The 20,395-nt window shown below is 72.9% G+C and carries 20 protein-coding genes; 11 read left to right on the forward strand and 9 right to left on the reverse strand.

Going from position 1 to position 20,395, the window contains the following annotated elements; translation table 11 throughout:
* Nucleotides 1-104: 104 nt before the first annotated feature.
* A complete protein-coding gene (locus Pta02_RS35520) occupies nt 105-1,541 on the reverse strand; it encodes a WGR domain-containing protein (protein ID WP_203879409.1) in 1,437 nt (478 codons plus the stop codon).
* 189 nt (nt 1,542-1,730) lie between these two features.
* Here Pta02_RS35520 and Pta02_RS35525 point away from each other — a divergent pair, with 189 nt between their 5' ends.
* The 3 genes from Pta02_RS35525 to Pta02_RS35535 are packed head-to-tail and all read left to right on the forward strand — an operon-like array spanning nt 1,731 to nt 4,443.
* Nucleotides 1,731-2,597 carry a hypothetical protein gene (locus Pta02_RS35525; RefSeq protein WP_203879410.1) on the forward strand — a complete coding sequence of 289 codons (867 nt, stop codon included), beginning with the start codon at nt 1,731-1,733 and terminating at the stop codon, nt 2,595-2,597.
* A 29-nt stretch (nt 2,598-2,626) separates the two neighbouring features.
* The gene (locus Pta02_RS35530; RefSeq protein WP_203879411.1) at nt 2,627-3,772 is read left to right on the forward strand and encodes a sensor histidine kinase; all 1,146 of its coding nucleotides are present in this window, start codon (nt 2,627-2,629) and stop codon (nt 3,770-3,772) included.
* The gene (locus Pta02_RS35535) at nt 3,772-4,443 is read left to right on the forward strand and encodes a response regulator transcription factor (RefSeq protein ID WP_203879412.1); all 672 of its coding nucleotides are present in this window, start codon (nt 3,772-3,774) and stop codon (nt 4,441-4,443) included. The genes Pta02_RS35530 and Pta02_RS35535 overlap by 1 nt, the downstream gene beginning before the upstream one ends.
* Before the next feature lie 5 nt (nt 4,444-4,448).
* Here Pta02_RS35535 and Pta02_RS35540 read toward each other — a convergent pair whose 3' ends face one another.
* Both Pta02_RS35540 and Pta02_RS35545 read right to left on the reverse strand, forming a co-directional pair.
* The gene (locus tag Pta02_RS35540; protein WP_239131488.1) at nt 4,449-5,684 is read right to left on the reverse strand and encodes a GNAT family N-acetyltransferase; all 1,236 of its coding nucleotides are present in this window, start codon (nt 5,682-5,684) and stop codon (nt 4,449-4,451) included.
* A gap of 89 nt (nt 5,685-5,773) precedes the next feature.
* Nucleotides 5,774-7,378: a methyl-accepting chemotaxis protein gene (locus Pta02_RS35545; protein WP_203879414.1), complete on the reverse strand. Its 1,605-nt coding sequence runs from the start codon at nt 7,376-7,378 to the stop codon at nt 5,774-5,776.
* A 220-nt stretch (nt 7,379-7,598) separates the two neighbouring features.
* On the opposite strand from Pta02_RS35545, the gene Pta02_RS35550 reads away from it, so the two are divergent.
* Nucleotides 7,599-8,441 (forward strand): maleylpyruvate isomerase family mycothiol-dependent enzyme, encoded by an 843-nt coding sequence (locus tag Pta02_RS35550; protein ID WP_203879415.1) that lies wholly within the window; start codon nt 7,599-7,601, stop codon nt 8,439-8,441.
* A 13-nt stretch (nt 8,442-8,454) separates the two neighbouring features.
* Here Pta02_RS35550 and Pta02_RS35555 read toward each other — a convergent pair whose 3' ends face one another.
* Nucleotides 8,455-9,108 carry a hypothetical protein gene (locus Pta02_RS35555; RefSeq protein ID WP_203879416.1) on the reverse strand — a complete coding sequence of 218 codons (654 nt, stop codon included), beginning with the start codon at nt 9,106-9,108 and terminating at the stop codon, nt 8,455-8,457.
* Between the two features lie 204 nt (nt 9,109-9,312).
* Here Pta02_RS35555 and Pta02_RS35560 point away from each other — a divergent pair, with 204 nt between their 5' ends.
* Nucleotides 9,313-9,795 carry a GNAT family N-acetyltransferase gene (locus Pta02_RS35560; RefSeq protein ID WP_203879417.1) on the forward strand — a complete coding sequence of 161 codons (483 nt, stop codon included), beginning with the start codon at nt 9,313-9,315 and terminating at the stop codon, nt 9,793-9,795.
* Between the two features lie 70 nt (nt 9,796-9,865).
* On the opposite strand, the gene Pta02_RS35565 is transcribed toward Pta02_RS35560, so the two are convergent.
* Nucleotides 9,866-10,762 (reverse strand): sigma-70 family RNA polymerase sigma factor, encoded by an 897-nt coding sequence (locus tag Pta02_RS35565; RefSeq protein ID WP_203879418.1) that lies wholly within the window; start codon nt 10,760-10,762, stop codon nt 9,866-9,868.
* Nucleotides 10,763-10,858: 96 nt separating this feature from the next.
* Between Pta02_RS35565 and Pta02_RS35570 the strand changes: the two genes are divergently transcribed.
* Nucleotides 10,859-11,527 (forward strand): NAD(P)-dependent oxidoreductase, encoded by a 669-nt coding sequence (locus Pta02_RS35570; RefSeq protein ID WP_203879419.1) that lies wholly within the window; start codon nt 10,859-10,861, stop codon nt 11,525-11,527.
* Between the two features lie 29 nt (nt 11,528-11,556).
* On the opposite strand, the gene Pta02_RS35575 is transcribed toward Pta02_RS35570, so the two are convergent.
* Complete coding sequence (locus tag Pta02_RS35575; protein WP_239131489.1) at nt 11,557-12,570, reverse strand: nitronate monooxygenase; 1,014 nt, start codon at nt 12,568-12,570, stop codon at nt 11,557-11,559.
* Between the two features lie 133 nt (nt 12,571-12,703).
* On the opposite strand from Pta02_RS35575, the gene Pta02_RS35580 reads away from it, so the two are divergent.
* Both Pta02_RS35580 and Pta02_RS35585 read left to right on the forward strand, forming a co-directional pair.
* On the forward strand, nt 12,704-13,606 hold the full coding sequence (locus Pta02_RS35580) for a (2Fe-2S)-binding protein (RefSeq protein ID WP_239131490.1): 903 nt from the start codon (nt 12,704-12,706) through the stop codon (nt 13,604-13,606).
* A gap of 61 nt (nt 13,607-13,667) precedes the next feature.
* Complete coding sequence (locus Pta02_RS35585) at nt 13,668-14,045, forward strand: hypothetical protein (protein WP_203879421.1); 378 nt, start codon at nt 13,668-13,670, stop codon at nt 14,043-14,045.
* On the opposite strand, the gene Pta02_RS35590 is transcribed toward Pta02_RS35585, so the two are convergent.
* Nucleotides 14,019-14,243, reverse strand: coding sequence for a hypothetical protein (locus tag Pta02_RS35590; RefSeq protein ID WP_203879422.1), 225 nt, complete (start codon nt 14,241-14,243; stop codon nt 14,019-14,021). The genes Pta02_RS35585 and Pta02_RS35590 overlap by 27 nt on opposite strands.
* 203 nt (nt 14,244-14,446) lie before the next feature.
* Nucleotides 14,447-16,096: a pectate lyase family protein gene (locus tag Pta02_RS35595; RefSeq protein ID WP_203879423.1), complete on the reverse strand. Its 1,650-nt coding sequence runs from the start codon at nt 16,094-16,096 to the stop codon at nt 14,447-14,449.
* Nucleotides 16,097-16,710: 614 nt separating this feature from the next.
* On the opposite strand from Pta02_RS35595, the gene Pta02_RS35600 reads away from it, so the two are divergent.
* A complete protein-coding gene (locus Pta02_RS35600) occupies nt 16,711-17,718 on the forward strand; it encodes a pectate lyase family protein (protein ID WP_203879424.1) in 1,008 nt (335 codons plus the stop codon).
* A 180-nt stretch (nt 17,719-17,898) separates the two neighbouring features.
* Nucleotides 17,899-18,834 carry a pectate lyase family protein gene (locus tag Pta02_RS35605; protein ID WP_203879425.1) on the forward strand — a complete coding sequence of 312 codons (936 nt, stop codon included), beginning with the start codon at nt 17,899-17,901 and terminating at the stop codon, nt 18,832-18,834.
* Between the two features lie 96 nt (nt 18,835-18,930).
* On the opposite strand, the gene Pta02_RS35610 is transcribed toward Pta02_RS35605, so the two are convergent.
* Nucleotides 18,931-19,707 carry an alpha/beta fold hydrolase gene (locus Pta02_RS35610; protein ID WP_203879426.1) on the reverse strand — a complete coding sequence of 259 codons (777 nt, stop codon included), beginning with the start codon at nt 19,705-19,707 and terminating at the stop codon, nt 18,931-18,933.
* Nucleotides 19,708-19,764: 57 nt separating this feature from the next.
* Here Pta02_RS35610 and Pta02_RS35615 point away from each other — a divergent pair, with 57 nt between their 5' ends.
* Nucleotides 19,765-20,238, forward strand: a complete 474-nt coding sequence (locus tag Pta02_RS35615) for a MarR family winged helix-turn-helix transcriptional regulator (RefSeq protein WP_203879427.1) — start codon at nt 19,765-19,767, stop codon at nt 20,236-20,238.
* Nucleotides 20,239-20,395: the final 157 nt, after the last annotated feature.

The raw sequence follows: 20,395 nt of genomic DNA on the forward strand, positions 1-20,395 counted from the left end.
CCGCCCGATCGGGATGATCGGACGGGACCCCGTCACCCGGATCCCGCGCGGGACGCCGTCGCGGGCCCGGTCGGAGCACACGCCGTACGCCGTCGCGGGCCCGGTCAGAGCAGGCGGCGGATGTCGCCGTAGGCCCGGTAGAACCCGCCCCGGCCGGAGGAGCGCACGCCCTCGACGAGATAGCGGGCGCCCGCCTCGCGCACGTTCTTGGGGAACTGCACGTTCCATCCGGACTCGTAGCCCTCGCTGATCACCCGGACCCGCAGGCGTCCGCTCTCCTGGAAGCACTCCACGACGACCCCGCCGTCAACCTGCGCCTCCGGCGAGACGATCTCCACCGTCGCGGCCGGCTCCACCGCGGCCAGGCCGGCGGCGGCCTTGACGTCCACCGGCTCGGGAACGGTGCCCTCCTGCGCCGCCCTGATCGCCGCCTCGGTGGCGTCGATGCAGGCCAGGGTGCCGTCGGTGGTGACGATGTAGAGACGGTCGTCGAGGTACTGCATGGAGAAGGCCGAGCCGCAGCCGGTGGCGAGCTTCCACAGGCGCGTGCCGTCGGCGTCGAAGCAGTAGACGGAGGAGTGGTTGTCCCCGGCGAAGACGTAACGGCCACCGGGGGCGGTGGCGCAGGAGAAGACGGTGGCGTCGCACCGGTAGACCGCCTCGGTGCGGCCGTCGGACTTGCGCAGCCGGTGCACGGCGCCGCGCGAGGTGCCCGCGTAGACCGAGTCGGCCTCCTGCCAGCCGAACAGCACCGCGCCCTGCACCCCGCTCTGCCAGACGGGGGCGCCGTCGGCGGCGTCGTAGCGGGCCACGCCCGCGGAGTGGCCGTGGTAGACGGCCTCGTCGTCGCAGCGGACCATCCAGGCGGAGTCGCCCTGGCCGGTGCGCGCCCACTGGAACTCGTCCTCGTGGTCGATGGTGGTGATCCGCCCGGCCCGGTCGGACACGCCGAGCACGCCGTCGTGGATGTCGAGCCAGTAGATGTCGACGTCCTCGGCGATCTCGTAGGCGACCCGGGGGACCTTCCCGCTGAGGTCGTAGACCTTGCCGTCGTCGGCGCCGGCGTAGATCCAGAAGTCGTCGGCGACGATGCACTTGACGCCGTCGGGCAGCCGGAAGCGGCCGGTCACCGTGCCGTCGTGGGTGAGGGTGTAGACGTCGCCCCGCTGGTTGCCCACCCAGCAGCGCTCGGCGTCGACGAAGATGCCGAACGCCGCCGCGCCGCTGGCGAAGCGCCACAGCACGGGCGCCTGGCGGGCGGTGGAGCGGGAGCTGACGATGCTGCGCCGGGTGACCGGCCGGGCCTGCCGCGCGCCCCGGACCGCGCTCTCGTACCCCTTGCGGACCTTCTCGCCGACCTTCTTGGCCGCGGCGGCCGCAGCCTTCTCCGGGGTGGTGAAGGAGGAGGTCTTGGTCTGCCCGGACTCCCCGATCCGGCCGTAGGTGATCGTCACCTGCGTCCCGTCGAGCACGACCTCGTAGAACTTGTGCGAGCCGCCGCCGTCCTCGGACAGCTCAAGGTACGTGCTCTGCGACGCCATCTTCCGCCTCTTCCCTCGATCGGTTTTCGGGGGAGCGTACGGCAGGTAGACGACAAATCGCGATATGCCTCATCTGTCACAGAGGTAGCGTCATCCTGTGACGGTAGAGGCCTACCGCGGAGGTAGGGTCGTCAAGTCACCGTTCCGGCATGACGCGGCGCACCCCCTCCGGAGGCCACAGTCGTCCCCATGAAACGACGTCTTCGCATCACAGCCTTCATGACCGTCCTCGCCGCGACGGTGATCACCGGTCCGGCGCACGCCGGAGCCGTGGTGGGCGGCACCGTCGACATCACGGTGACCCCCTCGGGATTCACCGCGCCGGAGACCGTCCGCGCCGGCGCCCTCACCCTCAACGTGCGCTCGCAGGACCCGCAGGGCGCCTGGATCGGGCTGGTACGGCTGCGCCCGGGAGTGGGGCTCGAACAGTATCTTGAGCATCTCAGGCAGGCGATGGACGACGACCCGGCCACCTCGGTCGCCGGCGGCCGGGCGGTCGCCGAGGACGTGGTCATGCTGGGCGGGGCGGCCGCCGGGCACGTGCCCGCGGCGGTGACCACGGTCGTCGCACCGGGCCGGTACCACCTGGTCGACTTCCGCGACGTCCAGGAGCCGGACTTCGCCCGGCGCGTCCGGTCCCTGCGGGTCGTCGGTCCCGCCGCCGGGGCGCGGACGCCGTCCCCGGCACCCGCGGTGATCAAGGCGACGGACTCCGGCTTCGTGGCGCCCCGCCGGCTCGTCTCGGGGTCGCCGGTGCTGGTGGTCAACAGGTCGAGCCAGTTCAACGAGGCCATGCTGATGCCGGTGCGCCCCGGCACGACTCCGGCCGACCTGGACGCGTTCTTCGCCGGGACCGGCGGCTACCCGTTCACCGCGGGACCGACCGGGGTGGTGCCGATGTCGCCTTCGCGCGCCGCGCTCCTGACCACCGCGCTGCCCCCCGGTGAGTACGCGCTGGTCACCTGGGTCCGCAACCTGCGCACCGGCCGGATGCTGGCGCAGGAGGGCATGCGCGAACTGGTGAACATCATTCCCGCCGACGGTTCGACTCCGTGATGGAGGCCCGGTTGTCCCGGATCATGTCAGTGCCCGTACCACGCGTCCCCGCCGCCGACGTCGCGATCGGCGCGGGCATGGCCGTACTCGTGCTGGCCGCCGGGGTGACCGGGCTCGGCCCGCTCGGCCCGGCCGGAGCGCTGGACGCCGGCGCGGTCGTCCTGGCCGGTGCGATCGCCGCGGTGCTGAGCGTACGGCGCAGCGCACCGTTCACGGTGCTGCTGGCCGCCAACGCGATCACCGCCGCGTGGTACTTCCTGGACTATCCCGGCCGCCTGGCCACACTCGCGGCGTTGATCGCCTGCTACACGCTGGCGGCCGAGCGCGGGCGGTGGTGGGGCGCGGCGGGCTGGGCGATCACCGCCGCGGTCTCGACGGTCGTGGTGCACACGACCTTCGACGTGCGGTGGTTCGACGACCGGGCCGTCAACGCCCTGTCCCTGGAACTGGCCGCCGTCGCCCTGGGCGCCTCGGTGCACTATCACCGGGCGGCGGCGGCCGGCGCCCGCGAGCGGGCCGAACAGGCCGCCGAGGCCCGCGCCGGACGGGCCCGCGCACGCGCGGCCGAGCAGCGCCTCGAGATCGCCCGCGAACTGCACGACGTCCTCGGCCACACCATGGCCACGATCAGCGTGCAGGCCGGGGTGGCGGCACACCTGATGGACCGACGCCCCGACCAGGTGGCGCACGCGCTGACCACCATCAAGACGATCAGCGACGAAGGCCTGGCCGAGGTGCAGATCCTGCTCGGGGCGCTGCGCGTCGAGGACAAGACGCCGTCGCACGGCGGTCTGGCCCACATGGACAGGCTGCTGGACGTCACCCGGGCGACCGGCACACCGGTGGAGCTGACCGTCCGGGGCGAGCGCAGGCCGTTGCCCGCGCCGGTCGACCTGGCCGCCTTCCGGATCGTCCAGGAGTCGCTGACCAACGTGCGCAGGCACGCACGCGCCGCCTGCGTCCAGGTGCGGCTCGGCTACGGTGAGGACATGCTGGAGATCGTGGTGCGCAACGACGGCGTCGCCGAGGCCGGCCCGCCGACGCCGGCCGGCGGCAGCGGGATCGGCGGCATGCGCGCCCGGGCGGCCGCCCTGGGCGGGACGCTGAGCGCGGCCCCGGGCCCGGACGGGCAGTTCGAGGTGCGGTGCTCGCTGCCCGTCGGCGGGATCTCCTGATGTCCGGGCCGATCCGCGTGCTCATCGCCGACGACCAGTCGCTCGTGCGGGCGGGGTTCCGGATGCTCATCGACTCCGAACCGGACATGGAGGTGGTCGGTGAGGCCGCGGACGGGGCCGCCGCGGCGGAACTGGCCCGCGGCACCCGGCCGGACGTGGTCCTCATGGACATCCAGATGCCCGGCACCGACGGCCTGGAGGGCATCCGCCGGATCGTGGCGGACGCCGGCCTGGAGGCCGTGCGGATCCTGATCCTGACCACCTTCGACGACGACGCCTACGCGATCGAGGGCATCAACGCCGGCGCCGCCGGATTCCTGCTGAAGACCACCGATCCGGCCCAGCTGCTGCACGGGATCCGGGTGGTCGCCGGCGGGGAGGAACTGCTCGCGCCCGGCCTGGCGCGCCGGCTGATCGCCAGGTTCGCCCTCCCGTCGGGCGCGGCCGGCGACACCGTGTTCGACCGGCTCACCGCCCGCGAGCGCGAGGTGGTGGAGCTGGTCGCGCAGGGCCTGGACAACGAGGAGATCTCGCAGCGGCTGCACATCAGCATGGCGACCACCAAGACGCACGTGAGCCGGGCGCTCGGCAAACTCGACGCGCGGGACCGCGCCCAGCTCGTCTCGCTCGCCTACCGGCACGGCCTGGTCCGGCCGCCCGGGACGCGCTGACGGCGTCAGTAGGGCAGATAGTAGCTGAGCACGTCGGCGGTGAGCGGCGGGAAGAGCGCCTCGAACAGCTCGGCGTCGGGCCCGGGATAGACGTCGGGCCGGATCCGGGTCAGCCCGGTGATCCCGTGCGGGCCGAACAGCAGGGCGGGCAGATAGTCGGGGGCCACTCCGGCGCCGCCCTCGGCCCCGGGACCCTGCATCGGGCCGCCGGCGGTGACCGGGCCCAGGCCGTCGGCGTGGACGGGGATGCGGTAGTGCGCGCCGAAGGTGGAGACGACGACGTCGCGGCCGGTGCGGTCGATCCCGGCCGAGGCCAGGCGGTGCCACAGCACCGGGCGCAGCCGCTCCAGCAGCGCCACCGCATCCGGGATGCGGACGTAGTACTGCTCGGCCTGCGTCCGCGGCTCGTCGGGGACGAACTCCCGCCACGCCGCCGCGGTCACCGTGCCCGCCCGCTCGACGACCCGCACCTGCTCGCCGGGCGCCAGGGCCGCGACGCCGCGCAGCAGCTCCCGGGCGGCCGCCTCGTCGCGCGCGGCGGCATCGGCCAGGAGGATCCCGTCGTCCGGGGGAGTGGTGCGCCCGGTGGCGACGACCTCGCCGCCGCGCTCCACCACCCAGCTGCTGCTCGCCTCGTGGGCCAGCAGCCACCGCAGGCGCGCCGCCGAATGGGGCACGGCCACGTCGAACCGGCTCTGCGCCGCCTCCTGCAGCGCCGCCACCGCCGGCAGGTCCGAGGGCCGGGCGGCCCGCAGCGCCGGGATCCCGTCACCGTCCGGTACGGCGCGCACGACCGGCGTGGGCGGGATGTCGACGGCGTACGCGTACCCGAACAACCGGTAGAAGTACGGGATCCCGATCATCACCTGCACGACGTGGCCCCGGGCGGCGGATCGCTCGTGGGCCCATCCCATGAGCGCCCGAACGAGCCCGCGCCCCTCGTACTCCCGGTCGGTGGCGACCAGCTCGACCTGGCCGGCGGGGAACCGGACGCCGGCGACGCGCACTTCCTCGTCGAGGAGCGTCGCGGTGGAGACGATCCGGTCGCCGTCGGCCACCACGGCGCAGGACGGCCAGCCGGCGTCGGGGTCCGTCATGACCAGCCGGTGGTCGAGGGCGTCGGCGGGTTCACCCCGCTCGGCCAGGAGCGCACCGATCTGTTCCAGGTCCGCCGGTCGCGCCTGCCTCAGGATGAGGCCGTCGGCCAGTGCGGTGGGCGGGAAAACGGCGGTCTCGGTCACGCAGGGACTATTCCACCCCCCGGTGCGACCGTCCATCGATTTTCGTCGGTGAGGGCGGCCCGGCCGGTATCGGGAGCCAGTACCGGAAGTCAGTACCGGAAGGAGGCGACGATCTCCTGCAGGGCGCCGGACATGCCGGCCAGCTCGGTCGAGGCCCGCCGGGTGGCGTCGGCCTCGCCGGTCGTGGCGGAGGCCGTCTGCGCCACATCGGCGATGGAACCGGCGATCCGCTGGGATCCGCCGGCCAGTTCGGCGACGCTGCGGTTGATCTCCTTGCTGGTGGCCGACTGCTCCTCCACCGCGGCGGCGATGGTCGACTGGATCTCCGACACGCGCTCCACGACCCGGGAGATCTCGGTGATGGCCTGGGTGGCCCGGCCGGTCTCGTCCTGGATGGAAGCGATCTTGGAGATGATGTCCTCGGAGGCGCGGGCCGTCTCCTGGGCCAGGTCCTTGACCTCGCCCGCGACGACCGCGAAGCCCTTGCCCGCCTCGCCGGCGCGCGCGGCCTCGATGGTGGCGTTGAGCGCCAGCAGGTTGGTCTGCTCGGCGATCGAGGTGATCGTCTTGACGATCTGGCCGATCTCCGCGCTGGCCTCGGACAGGTGCCCGACGGTGCGGGAGGTGGTCCGGGCGCTGGTGACGGCCTCGGCCGCCACGCTCGCCGCCGCGGAGGTGCCGCGGGCGATCTCGTCGATGGCGGCGTTCATCTCCTCGGCCGCCGCGGCCAGGGTGGTGACGTGGCTGGAGACCTCGGCGGCCGACTCCGACACCTCCGCGGCCTTGCCGCTGGTGCCGGAGGCCTGGGAGTCCAGGCGCTGCGCGAGCGAGGACAGCTGCCGGCCGGCGGCGGTGAGGGTCTCGGTACGCTCGCCGACACCGGTCAGCGCCTCGCGCATCGCGCCGCCGGCCTGGTTGAAGGCCACGGCCATCTCCGCGATCTCGTCGCGTCCCTCCTCCGGCAGGGTGTGCGACAGGTCGCGCCGGGCCAGGGTGCGCAGCCCGTCGGCGACCTGCCGGGCCGGGCGCACCACGCTGGCGGTGATGAGGAAGGTCAGCCCGACGGCGACGACCAGCGCCAGGCCCACGCCGATCAGCAGGAGCGTGCGCGTCCGCTCCGCGGCGTCCTCGGCCTCGGCCTGGGCGGCGTCGGCGCGGGACTTCACCGAGTCGATGAGCTCGGTCGTCGACTCCATGATCTCGTAGTAGGCGTTGTAGCCCTCGCCGATGATGAGGGCGTTGCCCTCCTTGGTCCCCGCGGCGCTGTCCTTGCGGAACAGGGCCACGACCTGGGTGTCGTAGTCGAGGAAGGTGCGGAAGCTGGAGGTGATCTTCTCGAACAGCGCCTTCTCGCCCGGCGACAGATAGTCGGCGTGCACGGCCGCCAGATCCTTCTCCAGCGCCGCGGCCGAGTCCAGGAAGCCCTTGCGGTTGGGCGAGTCGTCCGCGGTCGCGGCCGTGCCCCCGATGAAGGGCACGTCCCAGGCGTAGGCGACCTGCCATCCGCTGACGTCGGCGTCGCGGAACTTCAGCTCCATCACCTCGCGGGTGAGGACCTGCATCTCACCCACCCGCTCGGTCAGCCGGCGCTGGGTGTCGGACTGGCCGATCCCGATCGCGGCCATGCCCGACAGCAGGACGCACAGGACCGCGAAGGCGGCGAGGAGCCGGGTGCGGAGGCGCACCGCGCGCATCAGGGAGATCATGATGGACCTTTCGAATAAGGGTGACGTCTCCCACATCGGCGGTGCGCAGGACGGCCGAAGAAGACCGAATCCCGCTCGGGGTTCTCTGCCGTAAAACTTCGGTTAACGGAATTCCAGCGGCGGCCATCGCCTCGGCCCGCCGCCGCCTCCGGTGCCGCAGGGCCTCTCCGTCCGGCGGAACAGAATAAAATTCGATACAGTCACGGGTATGGCGCAGGGAACGGACATCCTTGACGATCTCGCCGCCGAGTACCGGCGGCTCGACGCCGTGCTGGCGGCCCTGACCCCGCAGATGTGGGCGCGCCCGTCCGCCGCGAGCGGGTGGAGCGTCTGCGACGTGGTCCTGCACCTGGCCCAGACCGAGGAGTTCGTCCTCACGTCCATCGCCGGGGAACGCGGCGCCGCCGGAGACGGTGACACGACCGGGGACGGTGACGCCGCCGGAGGACCCGGAGACCGCGGCTCGGCCGGGGACGGTGACGCCGCCGGGGAGCGTGGCGCTTTCACCCGGCCGGGCGGTGTCACGATGGACGCGCTCGCCGGCCAGTGGGTCGCCCAAGAGCGTGACACCCCGCCCGACCTGGTGCTCGACCGATGGCGCAAGGCCACCGCCGCGACACCCGCCGCCCTGGCCGGCTGCGCGCCCGGCGACCGGCTGCCGTGGGCCACCGTCCCGCTGTCCCCGCGCACGCTCGCCACGACCCGGCTGGCCGAGCACTGGGCCCACGCCCTGGACATCACCGTCCCGCTCGGCATCGACTATCCCGACACCGCGCGGCTGTGGCACATCGCCCGGCTGGCGCAGCGCACCCTGCCCTACGCGTTCGCGGTGGCCGGTGAGGAGGGCGGCCCGGTACGGTGCGAGCTCACCGGCCCCGGCGGGGAGCCGTGGCGGTTCGGCGACCCGGAGGCCCCCTCCCTGATCAGCGGGTCCGCGGCCGAGTTCTGCCGGGTCGGCGCGCGCAGGCTGGCACCCCGGGACACCGGCCTGCGGGCCACCGGCCCCCACGCGGCCGCCGCCCTCCGGGTCCTGCGCAACTACGCGGCCTAGAGGACGTCATCTGTCATGCGGACGGCGGATAGAAGCTGTTCGGAACCTCGTCGGTGAGCTCCGGATCGAACGGGCCTCGTGTCACCACTCGAACGAGCCGATGGAACCAGTCCTCGAACGACAGCGTCGCCGGCTGGTTGAACGCGTCCGGCACCCACAGCCCGGTGTCGACGAACTTGGCCAGATCACATCCGAAGTCGTTGCTCTCGGACATGATCGGCAGCTCGCCCTCGCGGCCTTCGACGTCGGAACCCGTATAGAAGCACCAGTGGCCGGCCTCCGCCCGGTAGCCCGCGGTGGCGAAGGCCACGAGGAAGGTCGTGTGGATCTCCTCGTCGTCGTACAGCGTGCCGCCGGGCATGAACGCGTGCCCCCGTGCCACCTCCTGCGGCGGGAAGATGTTGACCGGCTGGTACACCGCCCGGCCGCCGTCGCCCTGATACTCGATGCGCAGATGCGAGCAGGCCCGGAGGAACTCGCGGTAGCTGCGGGGAACGGGGAAGTCCTCGGGCCGGAACGGCACCGACAGCTCGTACGGGTATCGATCGGCGATGAGATCCGGCAGGCGGTCGATCTCCTCGTCGGTGAGCGGCGGGCCCTCGACCAGCCGTACCCCCGGTTGCCGCGTCGACCACCCCCGCAGGGCCGCCAGATCGTCATGGATCATGGTGGGGATGCTATCGACGCGGGGCCGGGATATTGCAGTCGACGCCGCCGTCCGGCAGACCTATCGTGGTGTCCGTGGAGTGCTTCGCCGCCTGGCGTATCCGCCGCTGAGGGCCGGCTCACCGCCGACATCGGGCCGTGAGCGGGCCGACCGACGCCCTTTTTCCGTTCGGTATCAAGCCCTCAGCCTGAAAGGCGCACTTCCATGCTCATCCGCTCATTCGTTCAGCACGACCTGGCGCGGCTCATCGAGCTGACCATCGAGACGTTCGGGCCGTTCTACGAGGACCACTTCCGCCCCCTGGTGGGCGAGGTCGTCTTCGCCAACCAGCACGGCGACTGGCGCGGCGACTATCGCGAGCAGGTCGCCGGACTCCACGACCCGGCTCGGCACAAGTACGTCGCGGTCGCCGAGATCGACGGCGCCGTCGCCGGGTACGTGGCCTGGAGCGTCGACCCGGCTCGCAGGAACGGGGCCGTCACGCACCTCGCCGTCTCCGCCGGGCACCGGCGGCACCACGCGGGCACCACGCTGTGCGAGCACGCCTTCGGTGAGATGCGCTCCCTCGGAGCCGAGGTGGTCGAGATCGGCACCGGCGGCGACGCCTTCCACGCGCCCGCCAGAGCTCTCTACGAGAGGCTCGGGTGCACCCTGCTCCCGATCGCCGTCTACTACAAGACGCTCTGACCGGACTCCTGCGGGACGGGCCTGCACCGCCCGTCCCGCAGGAGCGGGCGGTGGACCGGCGGGCCGGCGGTCAGCCGTCGAGGACGGCCAGGTCGAGACGGCGCAGGCGGTCGGGGTCGGCGAGGACGTCGATGGTGACGATCCGGCCACCGGTGATGGTGAAGCCGATGACCGCCACCGGTTTTCCCCCGGCGACGGTGACGAGCCCGGCGGCCCCGTTCACCAGCGCCGGCCGGGCGGAGCGGCCGAGCCGCCGGAAGGTGAGCGCCTGCCCGGCCACGGCCGCCGCGCCGCGGACCTTCCGCAGCCCGCCCGCCGGTACGGCGCCGCGATCGGCGCGCAGTACGACCTCGGGGTCGAGGACGGCCACCAGCGCGTCGAAGTCGCCGCCGCGCGCGGCGGCGAGGAAGGCGTCGACGACCGCGCGCTGGCGGGCGAGATCCGGTTCGGGGGCCGGGACCGACCCCTGCACCCTGCGGCGTGCCCGGCTGGCCAGCTGCCGGGTCGCGACGGGGGAGCGCCCCACGATCGGCGCGATCTCCTCGAAGGGCAGGGCGAACATGTCGTGCAGCACGAACGCCAGCCGCTCGGCGGGGGCCAGCGTTTCGAGCACCACGAGCAGCGCGATGCCGACCGCGTCCGCCACCAGGACCTCGTGCTCGGGATCGCTCCCGGGGTCACGGCCGACGATCGGGTCGGGCAGGCGCGCGCCCGGCGGCTCGTCCAGGGGATCCTCGCGCCGCGTGGCGCGCGAGCGGAGCATGTCCAGGCACACCCGCCCGACGACCGTGGTCAGCCAGCCGGCCAGGTTCTGCACGCCGCCGGTGCCGGAACGGCTGAGCCGCAGCCACGCCTCCTGCACGGCGTCGTCGGCCTCGCTCAGCGAGCCGAGCATCCGGTAGGCCACCGCCCGCAGCTGAGGCCGGTGCGTCTCGAACCGCTCGGCCAGGAAGTCGTCTCCGCCCATCGGTCACATCCTCTCGCTGTGTTTCGTCATAACGGTGACGAACCGGACCCGGCAGATGTGACGGGACGGCCACGGCTCACAGGAGGGAGACGGCGGATGAAACTCGCGATCTTCGCGGCGACCGGCGGTATCGGCAGGCAGCTCCTCGACCAGGCCGTCGCCGCGGGCCACGATGTCACGGCGGTCGTACGGAACCCCCGCAAACTGCCGTTCACGCGGGCACGCGTCGTCGCCGTCGACCTGGAGGCCGCCGACCCGCGGGCGCTGCGGACCGCGCTCGAGGGAGCCGACGCGGTCCTGTCCGGTCTCGGCCCGCGGGCGAGGTCCGAGGCCGGAGTCGCAGAGCGGGGCACCCGGGCCGTCGTCTCGGCGATGCAGGCGAACGAGGTGCGCCGCCTCGTCGTGGTCAGCGCCGCGCCGATCGGCACGGTGCCCTCGCCCGGCCGCCCGCGCCCTCCCCGGCACGACCCGGGCGACGGGTTCCTGGTCAGAACCCTGGCCTATCCGCTGGTCAAGGCGATCCTGCGTGAGCACTACGCCGATCTCGCACGGATGGAGGACCTCCTGCGCGACAGCGGGCTGGACTGGACCGTCGTACGGCCGCCGCGGCTCACCGACAGGCCGCTCACCGGCGCCTACCGGACGGCCTACGGCCGGAACCTGCGCCGCGGCCTGTTCGTCTCCCGCGCCGACGTGGCCCACTGCATGCTCCACGCCCTCGACCGGCCCGAGACGATCAAGCAGACCATCGGCATCGCCGACTAGAGACCGGCCGGAGCCGGTCCCGGAGCGCCTCAGATCGCGGCCAGGTCCGCGGTGACGCTCGCCGCCGGGGCGGGCCGTACCCGGGTCCAGGAGGTTCCGGCCCACAGGTGCAGGGTCTCGGCGTCCCCCTGCGCCGCCGCGGCCCTGCGCAGCGGCGCCGTCAGGTGGTGCACCTGCGGGTAGGCGGCGGGGGCCAGGCCGGAGTACTCCGTCATGAACCGGTTGACCAGGCCGCGCGCGGGACGTCCGGTGAAGGCCCTGGTCACGCCGGTCCGGGTGAAGCGCGGGTCGGTCAGCGCCGCGCGGTGGACCGCACCGGTGCCGCTCTCGGGGCACAGCAGGAAGGCGGTGCCCGCCGCCGCCGCGACCGCTCCCGCCGACAGGACCCGGGAGACGTCGGACGCCGAGGCGATGCCGCCGGCCGCGATGAGCGGGAGCCGGGACACCTCGCGTATCCGGGACAGCAGGGTGTCCAGGTCCGCCGCCTCGTCGTCGTTGTTGGCGAACGAGCCCCGATGCCCGCCCGCCTCCCGTCCCTGGACCCACAATGCGTCGGCGGACGCGGCCAGCCTGGCCTCGGCCGGCGAGGTCACCGTGACCACCACGGCGGCGCCCCTGCTCCGCAACGCCCGGATGAGCGCCTCTTCGGGACAGCCGAAGGTGAAACTCACCAGCGCGGGCGGGGCCGCGAGCAGATCCTCGATCTTGGCTGCGAAGTCGTCGTCACCGCCGTGCGGGACCCCCGGTTCGGTGCCGAGCCGCCGCGCCTCTCCCTCGACGACCCGCGCGTAGGCGTCGAGCTCGGCCGGGTCGGCCTCGTCGGCGGTGGGCATGAACACGTTCACCCCGAAGGGACGGGGCGTGAGCCCGCGCGTCCGCTCGATCTCCTGCCGCATCCGCGCGGCCGTCTTGTATCCGGCCGCGAGGAACCCCAGTCCTCCGGCGCCGGACACGGAGGCGGCCAGTTCGGGGGTGGACGCCCCGCCGGCCATCGGCGCCTGGATGACCGGCAGACCGGGCAGCCACGGCATCGGGTCGGGCATCGGTCGCTCCTCTCCACGGCCCGGGCCGTACCCCGGGCGGATACGCGCTCGGTGTGGTCTGTGGGAGTATGCCCGGTGCGGTCGCCTCCTCAGGGAATCGGGGCGGATCCCCCGGGAAAGGACGGTGGCCACCATGCCGCAGGACCGGCGTGCCGGCCTTCCGGCTGCCCGTACGGCGGGCGGCTCTCCCGGCGCGTCCGTCGCCCGGGCGGTCGCCGACGTCTCGTCGATCGGCGGCTACTTCCACCTCGGCATCGGGCCGTCCTCCGGCGCCGGGCCGTGTTCGGAGGCCGGGTCGTCCTCCGGCGTCGAGTCGCCTTCCGGCACCGGGTCGTCCTCCGGCTCCGGAGCGGCGGACGGCGGCTGGCGTCCCCTGGCCGACCTGCTCACCGGCCCGGCCGTGCTGGAGGACATGATCATCGATGTGGCCGCGAGGCTGGGCACCGGCGAGATCCGGGTGGCCGCCTCCATCTGCTTCCAGGGACTCGCCGCCCGTCTGTGGTCACCCGCCGTCGGCGCCGTGGTGGCCCACGGCCTGCTCGTCGGCCTGGACCCGGAGTCCGTGCACTGGCGGGCGGACGCCGGCGGGCCGCTGCCGTTGCGCCTGTCCCGCCCGGCCGGGCGGTGGTTCCCGGATCCCGCGGCGGCCGCCGGGCCGCTGTACCGCACGGTGGTCACCGGGCTGCTCGAACCGCTCGCCGGCACCGTCCGGCGGATCGTGAGGATCGCTCCGGGTCTGCTGTGGGGCAACGCGGCCTCCGCCCTGGTGGGCGCCGCCGGGGTCATGGCCCTCCAGCGGCCCGGGACGGCCGCCGCCGCCGCGGCGCTGGCCCGTGACCTGCTCGGCCGGGGACCGCTGCGCGGGACCGGCGAGCCGTCCGAGCCCGCCGCGGGCCGGTTGCTCTTCGTCCGGCGCAGCTGCTGCCTGTACTACCGCCTGCCCGGCGGCGGCATGTGCGGCGACTGCGCGTTGCTCGACCCCGCCAGGCGGCGCGCGCAGCGGGCACGCGCCGTGAACGACTCCCGAGGAGCCTGATGAACCACACTCTCACCCGGGGTCCGGCCCCGCTGGAGCGCGCCGGCGGGGCCGTACACGCATGAGCAGGATCACCGTCTGCCGCGGCTGCTGCTGCGGCACCTCCCGCACGGTGCCCGGGCTCGATCACGACGGGCAGCTCCACCGCCTGTCGCAGGTCGCCGAGACGCGGGTGACCGACTGCCTGAAGGTGTGCGAGCGGGCCAACGTCGTCGTCGTGCAGCCCTCACCGGCCGGACGCGCCGCCGGCGGCCGGCCGGTCTGGCTGGGCCTGGTCAACCAGCCGGACGCGGCCGACGACATCGCGGCCTGGATCCGCGCCGGCGGCCCCGGTCTCGCGCCGATCCCCGACATCCTCACCCTCTACGCCTTCACGCCGGCTCCCGCGGCGCGACGGCGAGGGGGCGGGCGGTCAGGAGGGCCCCGGAGGGCGGGGTAGGTTGACGTCGGCCTCGGCGGCGAGCTGGTCCTCCACCACCGCGCACCAGCGGTGCCACTGCTCCAGCCGTTGGTGCTCGTCCACATCGCCGGCCCCTGCCTGACTGAGCCTGCGATGATTGTCGGCCGCGCGTTCATGGGCCTCCACCAGTGCGTGGTGGCCGTGGCGGGCCAGGGCCTCGGCCATGGCGCCGCCCATGGCCATCTCGTTCGGAGTCCGGCTACAGCGCTGCTCGGAAGACGAAGCGCCGGTCTCGAAGTGATCTGCGGTGTCGTCCATGCACGCTCACCTGCCCAAAGCGATGCAGATATAGCACGAGTCAAAGTGATTTCGGCCGGGCTGTGGGCCCCGGCCGGGCTCCGGCAGACGGGCGATCCGGGGCCCGGCCAGGGGTGAAGGGGTCAGCCGCCGATCTTGCCCACTCCGGCGCCCGCGGTGACGATCGCCTTCACGGAGGCCGGATCGTCGAGGGTGTAGGAGTAGTAGGCCGAGGCCTCCTGCACGCTGCCGCTGCAGTCGGGCGCGCCCGAGTCCTCGGCGAACACGTTGCCGCGCGCCACGCACCTGCCGGCCGGACCGGCGTAGGAGTTCGTCACCGGCTCCTCGACCCGCTCGAAGTAGTTGCCCTCGACCAGGCAGCCGGCATCGGCCTGGCAGGCCACTCCGGTGTCGGTGTTGTACACGTAGTAGTTGTTGAACACGTGCACCGGCTCGCCGAACCGCACGCGCGGGTTGCGCTGCGGGGTGCGGTCGAACCAGTTGTGGTGGTAGGTGACCTTCAGCCGGCCGGTGTCCTGTGCGGCGTTGCCGTCGTCATGGCCGAGCAGCATGTTCTTGGTGTGGTCGTGCGTGCGGTTCCACGACACGGTGATGTACGACGAGCCGCGTTTGATGTCCACCAGGCCGTCGTAGCCGCAGCACAGGTCGTTGTGGTCGATCCAGACGTGGTGGGAGAACATCTGCACGTTGATCGCGTCGTCGGTCGCGCCGCGGAAGGTCAGGTTGCGGATGACGACGTTGCGCACCGCGTCGGCGGGCGGCGAGGTGACCGCGTTGTCGGCCGGCAGACCGATGTTGAACCCGCCGCCGCTGATGCCGGCGTCGGAGCCGATGCCGGCGATCGTCTTGTCCGAGGTGACGTCGTGCATCCCCGCCGGGACCGCGATCATCCCGCGCACGCAGATGTTCAGGGGGCCGCTCCGGCCGATCGCGGAGATCAGCTCGCCGGCCGTGTCGACCTCGACGGTCGGCCCGCCCGCGCCTCCCGTGGTGCCGTTGCGGCCCCAGGCGTTCACCGAGGCGAAGCCGCGGGGCGAGCCGGAGGCGGCGCAGGAGCCCGGGGGCAGCGTGACCGTGGGGGTGACGGTCGGGGTGACGGTCGGGGTGACGGTGGGGGAGGGCGGCGGCCCGGTCGGCCCGGCGACGTCGGTCACCAGCACGTCGTCGAAGGAGGCGCTCGCGTAGTAACCGGCCAGGCCCGCCCTGCCGGAGGCGATGGAGGCGTCCGTGGCCGAGACGACCTCCGCGCCGCCGACGAAGCCGCGCAGCGTCGTGCCGAACGCCTCCAGCCTGAGGGTGTACCACGTGCCCGCGGTCACCGTCGCCGGTGCCGAGTCGAGGATCACCGGGGCGCCGCCGGTCCGCTTGCCCAGGACCACCGAGCCCGCGTTGCTCAGTCCGAGGAAGTAGTAACCGCTGGTGCTCTGCGCCCTGGCCGCCACCGCGACGTACCGGCCGGCGCCGTTGAAGGCGATCGGCTTCACCCGTGCCTGCACCGCCTGGTCCGCCCAGCCGGCGCCGGCCAGGGCCCGGGCGTCCGCGCTGGTGCCGGACTGCCGGTAGGCCCGGGAGCCGTCGGCGACCACGGACCAGCTGCCGCCGGACCTGGACCAGCCGCCGGCGTCGCCGTCCTCGAAGTCGTCGCCGAACAGCGTGGCGGCGAACGCGCTGGACACCGGCGCCAGCGTCAGCGCCGCGAACAGCATGGCCGCGACGGCCGCCGTGAACGCGGCGAGCAGCGCGACGGCTCCGCGCTCTCTCCTTCTTCGCACTGTGGAACCTCCCGTTCCGCCGGTGCGTCCGGCCGTGCGCGAGCCCGGCCGGACGCTCTGGTACGAAGTCAGGGAAAGCGCTGTCCGGGTCTTCCGCACTTGTACGCCTCAGGGCGTGGCGGGTCAAGAACCCCGTTCGCGACCGCATCGCCGCCGACGCTGGGGAGTGGTCGTCCTCGCAGGTGGCAGCGGTGGTCTGGGATCGGTGAATCGCCGGAGGGGAAGGGGTCGGCCGTCTCTCCGGAGTCAAGACGGGATTTTCTGGGGACTTCACTGTTGACTGGCATGGGTTGTTAAAGTACGTTCGCGCTAGTCAAGGAAAGCGCTTTCCCCTTTTCCCGGTGAGAAGAGTTCTCCCGTGAGAAAGAGGCGGTGCCCCGCCGTCGTCGCCGTGTGCGGCGACCACGGCCGGAGGGCCGCGGGTCGAACAGCCATGGACCGAAGCGTCGTGGCCGGACCGCCATGGAACGGCCGCGGCATGTACGGCGAACGCCCAGAAAGCAGAGCGATCCATGACATCCAGATCATCCGTTTCGCCATCGGCAGGCCGAGCAGGACTCGCGGCGCCCCGGACCCCGTACCGCCACCGGCCGGCGGTGACGCTGACCGGTGGCGTGACTGCCCTGGTCGCGCTCCTCGCCGGGTCCGCGGTCCCCGCCGCCCGCGCCGCCGTACAGCAGGCCCCCGTCGCCCATGCCGCCGTACACGAGGCCGCCGCCACGGCTCGTCTCTCGGCCGACGGTCCCGTCGGCTTCGCCTCCGTCGACGCCCTGGGCCGCGACGGGACCACCGGCGGTGCCGGCGGGCCCACCGTGACCGTCACCACGGCCGCCGGACTGAAGGACTACGCCGGGCGGCGCGGGCCGTACATCATCCGGGTCTCCGGGCGGATCACGGTCGACGACATGATCACCGTGGTCGCCGACAAGAGCATCCTCGGGGTGGGATCGACCGCGGAGATCACCGGCGGCGGCCTCCAGCTCGGCTCGACGACCCGCCCGGGCAACAACGTGATCATCCGGAACATCAGGTTCACCGACGCCTCGGACGACTCCGTCAGCGTCACCAACAAGGCGCACCACGTGTGGATCGACCACAACGACTTCTCCGGCGGCCACGACGGCCTGCTCGACATCAAGCGGGAGTCGGACTTCGTCACGGTCTCGTGGAACCGCTTCCACCACCACAGCAAGACGCTGCTGCTCGGCCACTCCGACACCTACACCGCCGACATCGGCAAGCTCCGGGTGACCTACCACCACAACTTCTTCGACGGCACCGACCAGCGCCACCCCCGGGTGCGCTTCGCCGAGCCGGTGCACGTCCTCAACAACTACTACCGCGACAACGCCCTGTACGGCGTGGCCTCGACGGAGAACGCCGGGGTGCTGGTGGAGGGCAACCACTTCGAGAACGTCGCCCACCCCGTCTACGTCGGCTACGACAAGAGCGGCCCCGGCCGGGTCGTCGAGCGCGGCAACCGCTACGTGAACTCCGGCACGCCCCAGACGGCCAGCACGGTCGTCGAGCCGCGCACCTACTACGCCTACACCGTCGACGACCCCGGCAGCGTCCCGGCGATCGTCACCGCCGGGGCGGGCGTCGGCAAGATCGGCCTCTGAGCGCACCCCGCGGGATCGGTCTCACCGGTCCCCTCCTCGGCGGGACCGATCTCCCCTCCCCGGCCGCCGTCCCGGCCACCCCTGCGGCCCGCGTCCGCCCGCCGTACCGCCAGGAAAGACCGCTCCGCACCACGAGATCACCCTCTCCCGGCGGGGCGCCCCCATCCGAAAGGCAGGCCCATGCTCCGGACCGTCACCGTCAGAACGACCCGTCGCACCATCCACCCGGCCGCCCGGCCGACCGGTCCTGCCACCCGTCCGATCGGCCGCAACGGCACCACCGGGGGCGCCGGCGGGCGCACGGTCACCGCCACCACCGCCGGGGAGTTCCTGGAGTACATCGACAGCAAGGAGACCCTCGTCATCCGGGTGGCGGGCACCATCGCCATCACCAGCAAGCAGGGCGTACGGCCCGACAAGACCATCATCGGCGTCGGCACCTCCGGCCACATCACCGGCGGCGGCCTGGACTTCTACCGCTCCCACAACGTGATCGTGCGCAACCTCCGCTTCACCGGCGCCGAGGACGACGCCGTCAACGTCGGCCGCGAGTCGCACCACATCTGGATCGACCACAACACCTTCTCCGGCGCGGTCGACGGCTCCATCGACGTGGTGCGCGGCGCCGACTACGTCACCGTGTCGTGGAACCACTTCGACCACTCCGACAAGAGCATGCTGATCAGCCACTCCGACGGCGCCGCGGGCACCGACGCCGGGCGGCTCAAGGTGACCATCCACCACAACTTCTTCGACAACAGCCGCCAGCGCCATCCCCGCGTCCGGTTCGGCGAGCCGGTCCACGTCTTCAACAACTACTTCCTGGGCAACGAGCTGTACGGCGTGGCCTCGACGGAGAACGCCGGGGTGCTGGTGGAGGGCAACTACTTCCAGGACGTGCCCCATCCGCTCTTCTCGGCGAGCGGCTACGCCGACAGCGGGCCCGGCCGGGCCGTGCGGCGCGACAACGTCTTCGTGAACTCCGGCGTCCCCGAGACGGCGGGCAGCGTCGTCGAGCCGCGCACCTACTACTCGTACACGCTCGACGACCCGGCGGGCGTGCCGGCGGCGGTTCGGGCCGGCGCCGGCGTCGGCCCGCGGTGGGGCACGCTCTGATCCGGCCCGTGGTCACCGTTCCCCGACGAGAGCGGGTGGGAGCGGGTGGGATCCGCCGCCGGCGGCCGGTCCGCAGGGGTGCCCGGTCGCCGGCGGTCACACGGTGCGCAGGAAGTCCTCGAGGATCTCGTCGAAGACCTCCGGGCGCTCCATGTTGGGATAGTGGGCGGTCGCCTCGATCGAGGCCACGCGGCCGTCGGCGACGACGCGGGTCAGGCGTTCGGCCATGCCGATGTGGTCGGGGGAGTCGAGGGCGCCGTTGACGGCCAGCACGGGAACGCCGATCCCGGCGGCCCGCTCCCAGGTGTCGCGCACCGGGACGACCGGGTTGGCCTCGTCGGCGGTGTGCTTGGACATGGTGGCCCTGGCCATCCGGCGCAGGCGGCCGTCGACCTCGGGATCGAGGTCGTCCAGGGTGCGGTGCGGGCCGGCGGCGAAGGCCATGAACTCCTCGATCGAGGCCTCCAGGTCGCCGGCGGCCATCGCCGCGTGCCAGGCGGTCAGAGCCCGCGTGGTCCAGGGGTCGGTGAAGTACGGCTCGCTGGTGCCGGCGCCGCTGACGACCACGGCGCCCACCAGGCCGGGATGCTCCAGCGCGGTGTCGACCGCGGTGGAGGCCCCCATGGAGACTCCGACCAGGACCGCGGGCCCGGTGCCGAGGTGTCCCAGCAGCGCGGCCACGTCGTCGGCGGGCCGGTACGGTCCGGTGGCGTTGGGGGAGCGGCCGTGACCGCGGGCGTCGGGCGCGATGACGCGATGGCGCGAGGAGAGGGTCCGGATCTGGTCCTCCCACATGCCGTGGTCCACGAAGCCGCCGTGCAGCAGGACGATCGGCCGGCCGGTGCCGGTGTCGAGCCAGAACAGATCAGTCATGACAACTAAGGTGTCATTATTTGCACAGAATGACAACCTAGGTGTCATCATGGTGGGGTGAGTGAGACAGACCGGGGCCCGGTGCCCGCAGAACCGGCCGACCGGCTCATCGAGGTGTTCGACCTGGTGGGCCCGCTGTACCGGCGCGCCCAGCGCAAGGTGGAGCAGGAGGCGCCGATCGAGGGCCTGTCGGTGGGGGTGCGGGCCGTGCTCAACATGCTCCGCGAGCACGGGCCCATGACCGTCCCCCAGATGGGCCGGGCCCAGGCGCTGAGCCGCCAGTTCGTGCAGCGCATGGTCAACGACGCGACCGCGCAGGACCTGGTCGGGGCCGTCCCCAACCCGGCGCACAAGAGGTCCTCGCTCATCCGCCTGACCCCGCGGGGCCGGGCCGCCATCACCGCCGTGATCGACCGCGAGCGCGCGGTGCTGCGCCAGATCGACGGCGAACTCACCGAGGCCGAGATCGCCGCCTGCGTCCACGTGCTCTCGCGTCTCCTGCGTCTCCTCGACGACGTCGACGTGGACTGAACCGGCCGGGCGCGCTCACCCGGCACCCGCGCCCAGCCCGGCCCGGACCGGATCGAGATCGGCCCGGCCGGACGTTCTCGGAATCGGGTGGTGCCGCGCGGAAAGGAAAGAAAGGCCGGTCCCCTCGGGGGACCGGCCTCTTCTCTGTTCGGGTGTC

Source organism: Paraplanobispora takensis, assembly GCF_016863195.1.
GTDB classification, from domain to species: Bacteria; Actinomycetota; Actinomycetes; order Streptosporangiales; family Streptosporangiaceae; genus Planobispora; species Planobispora takensis.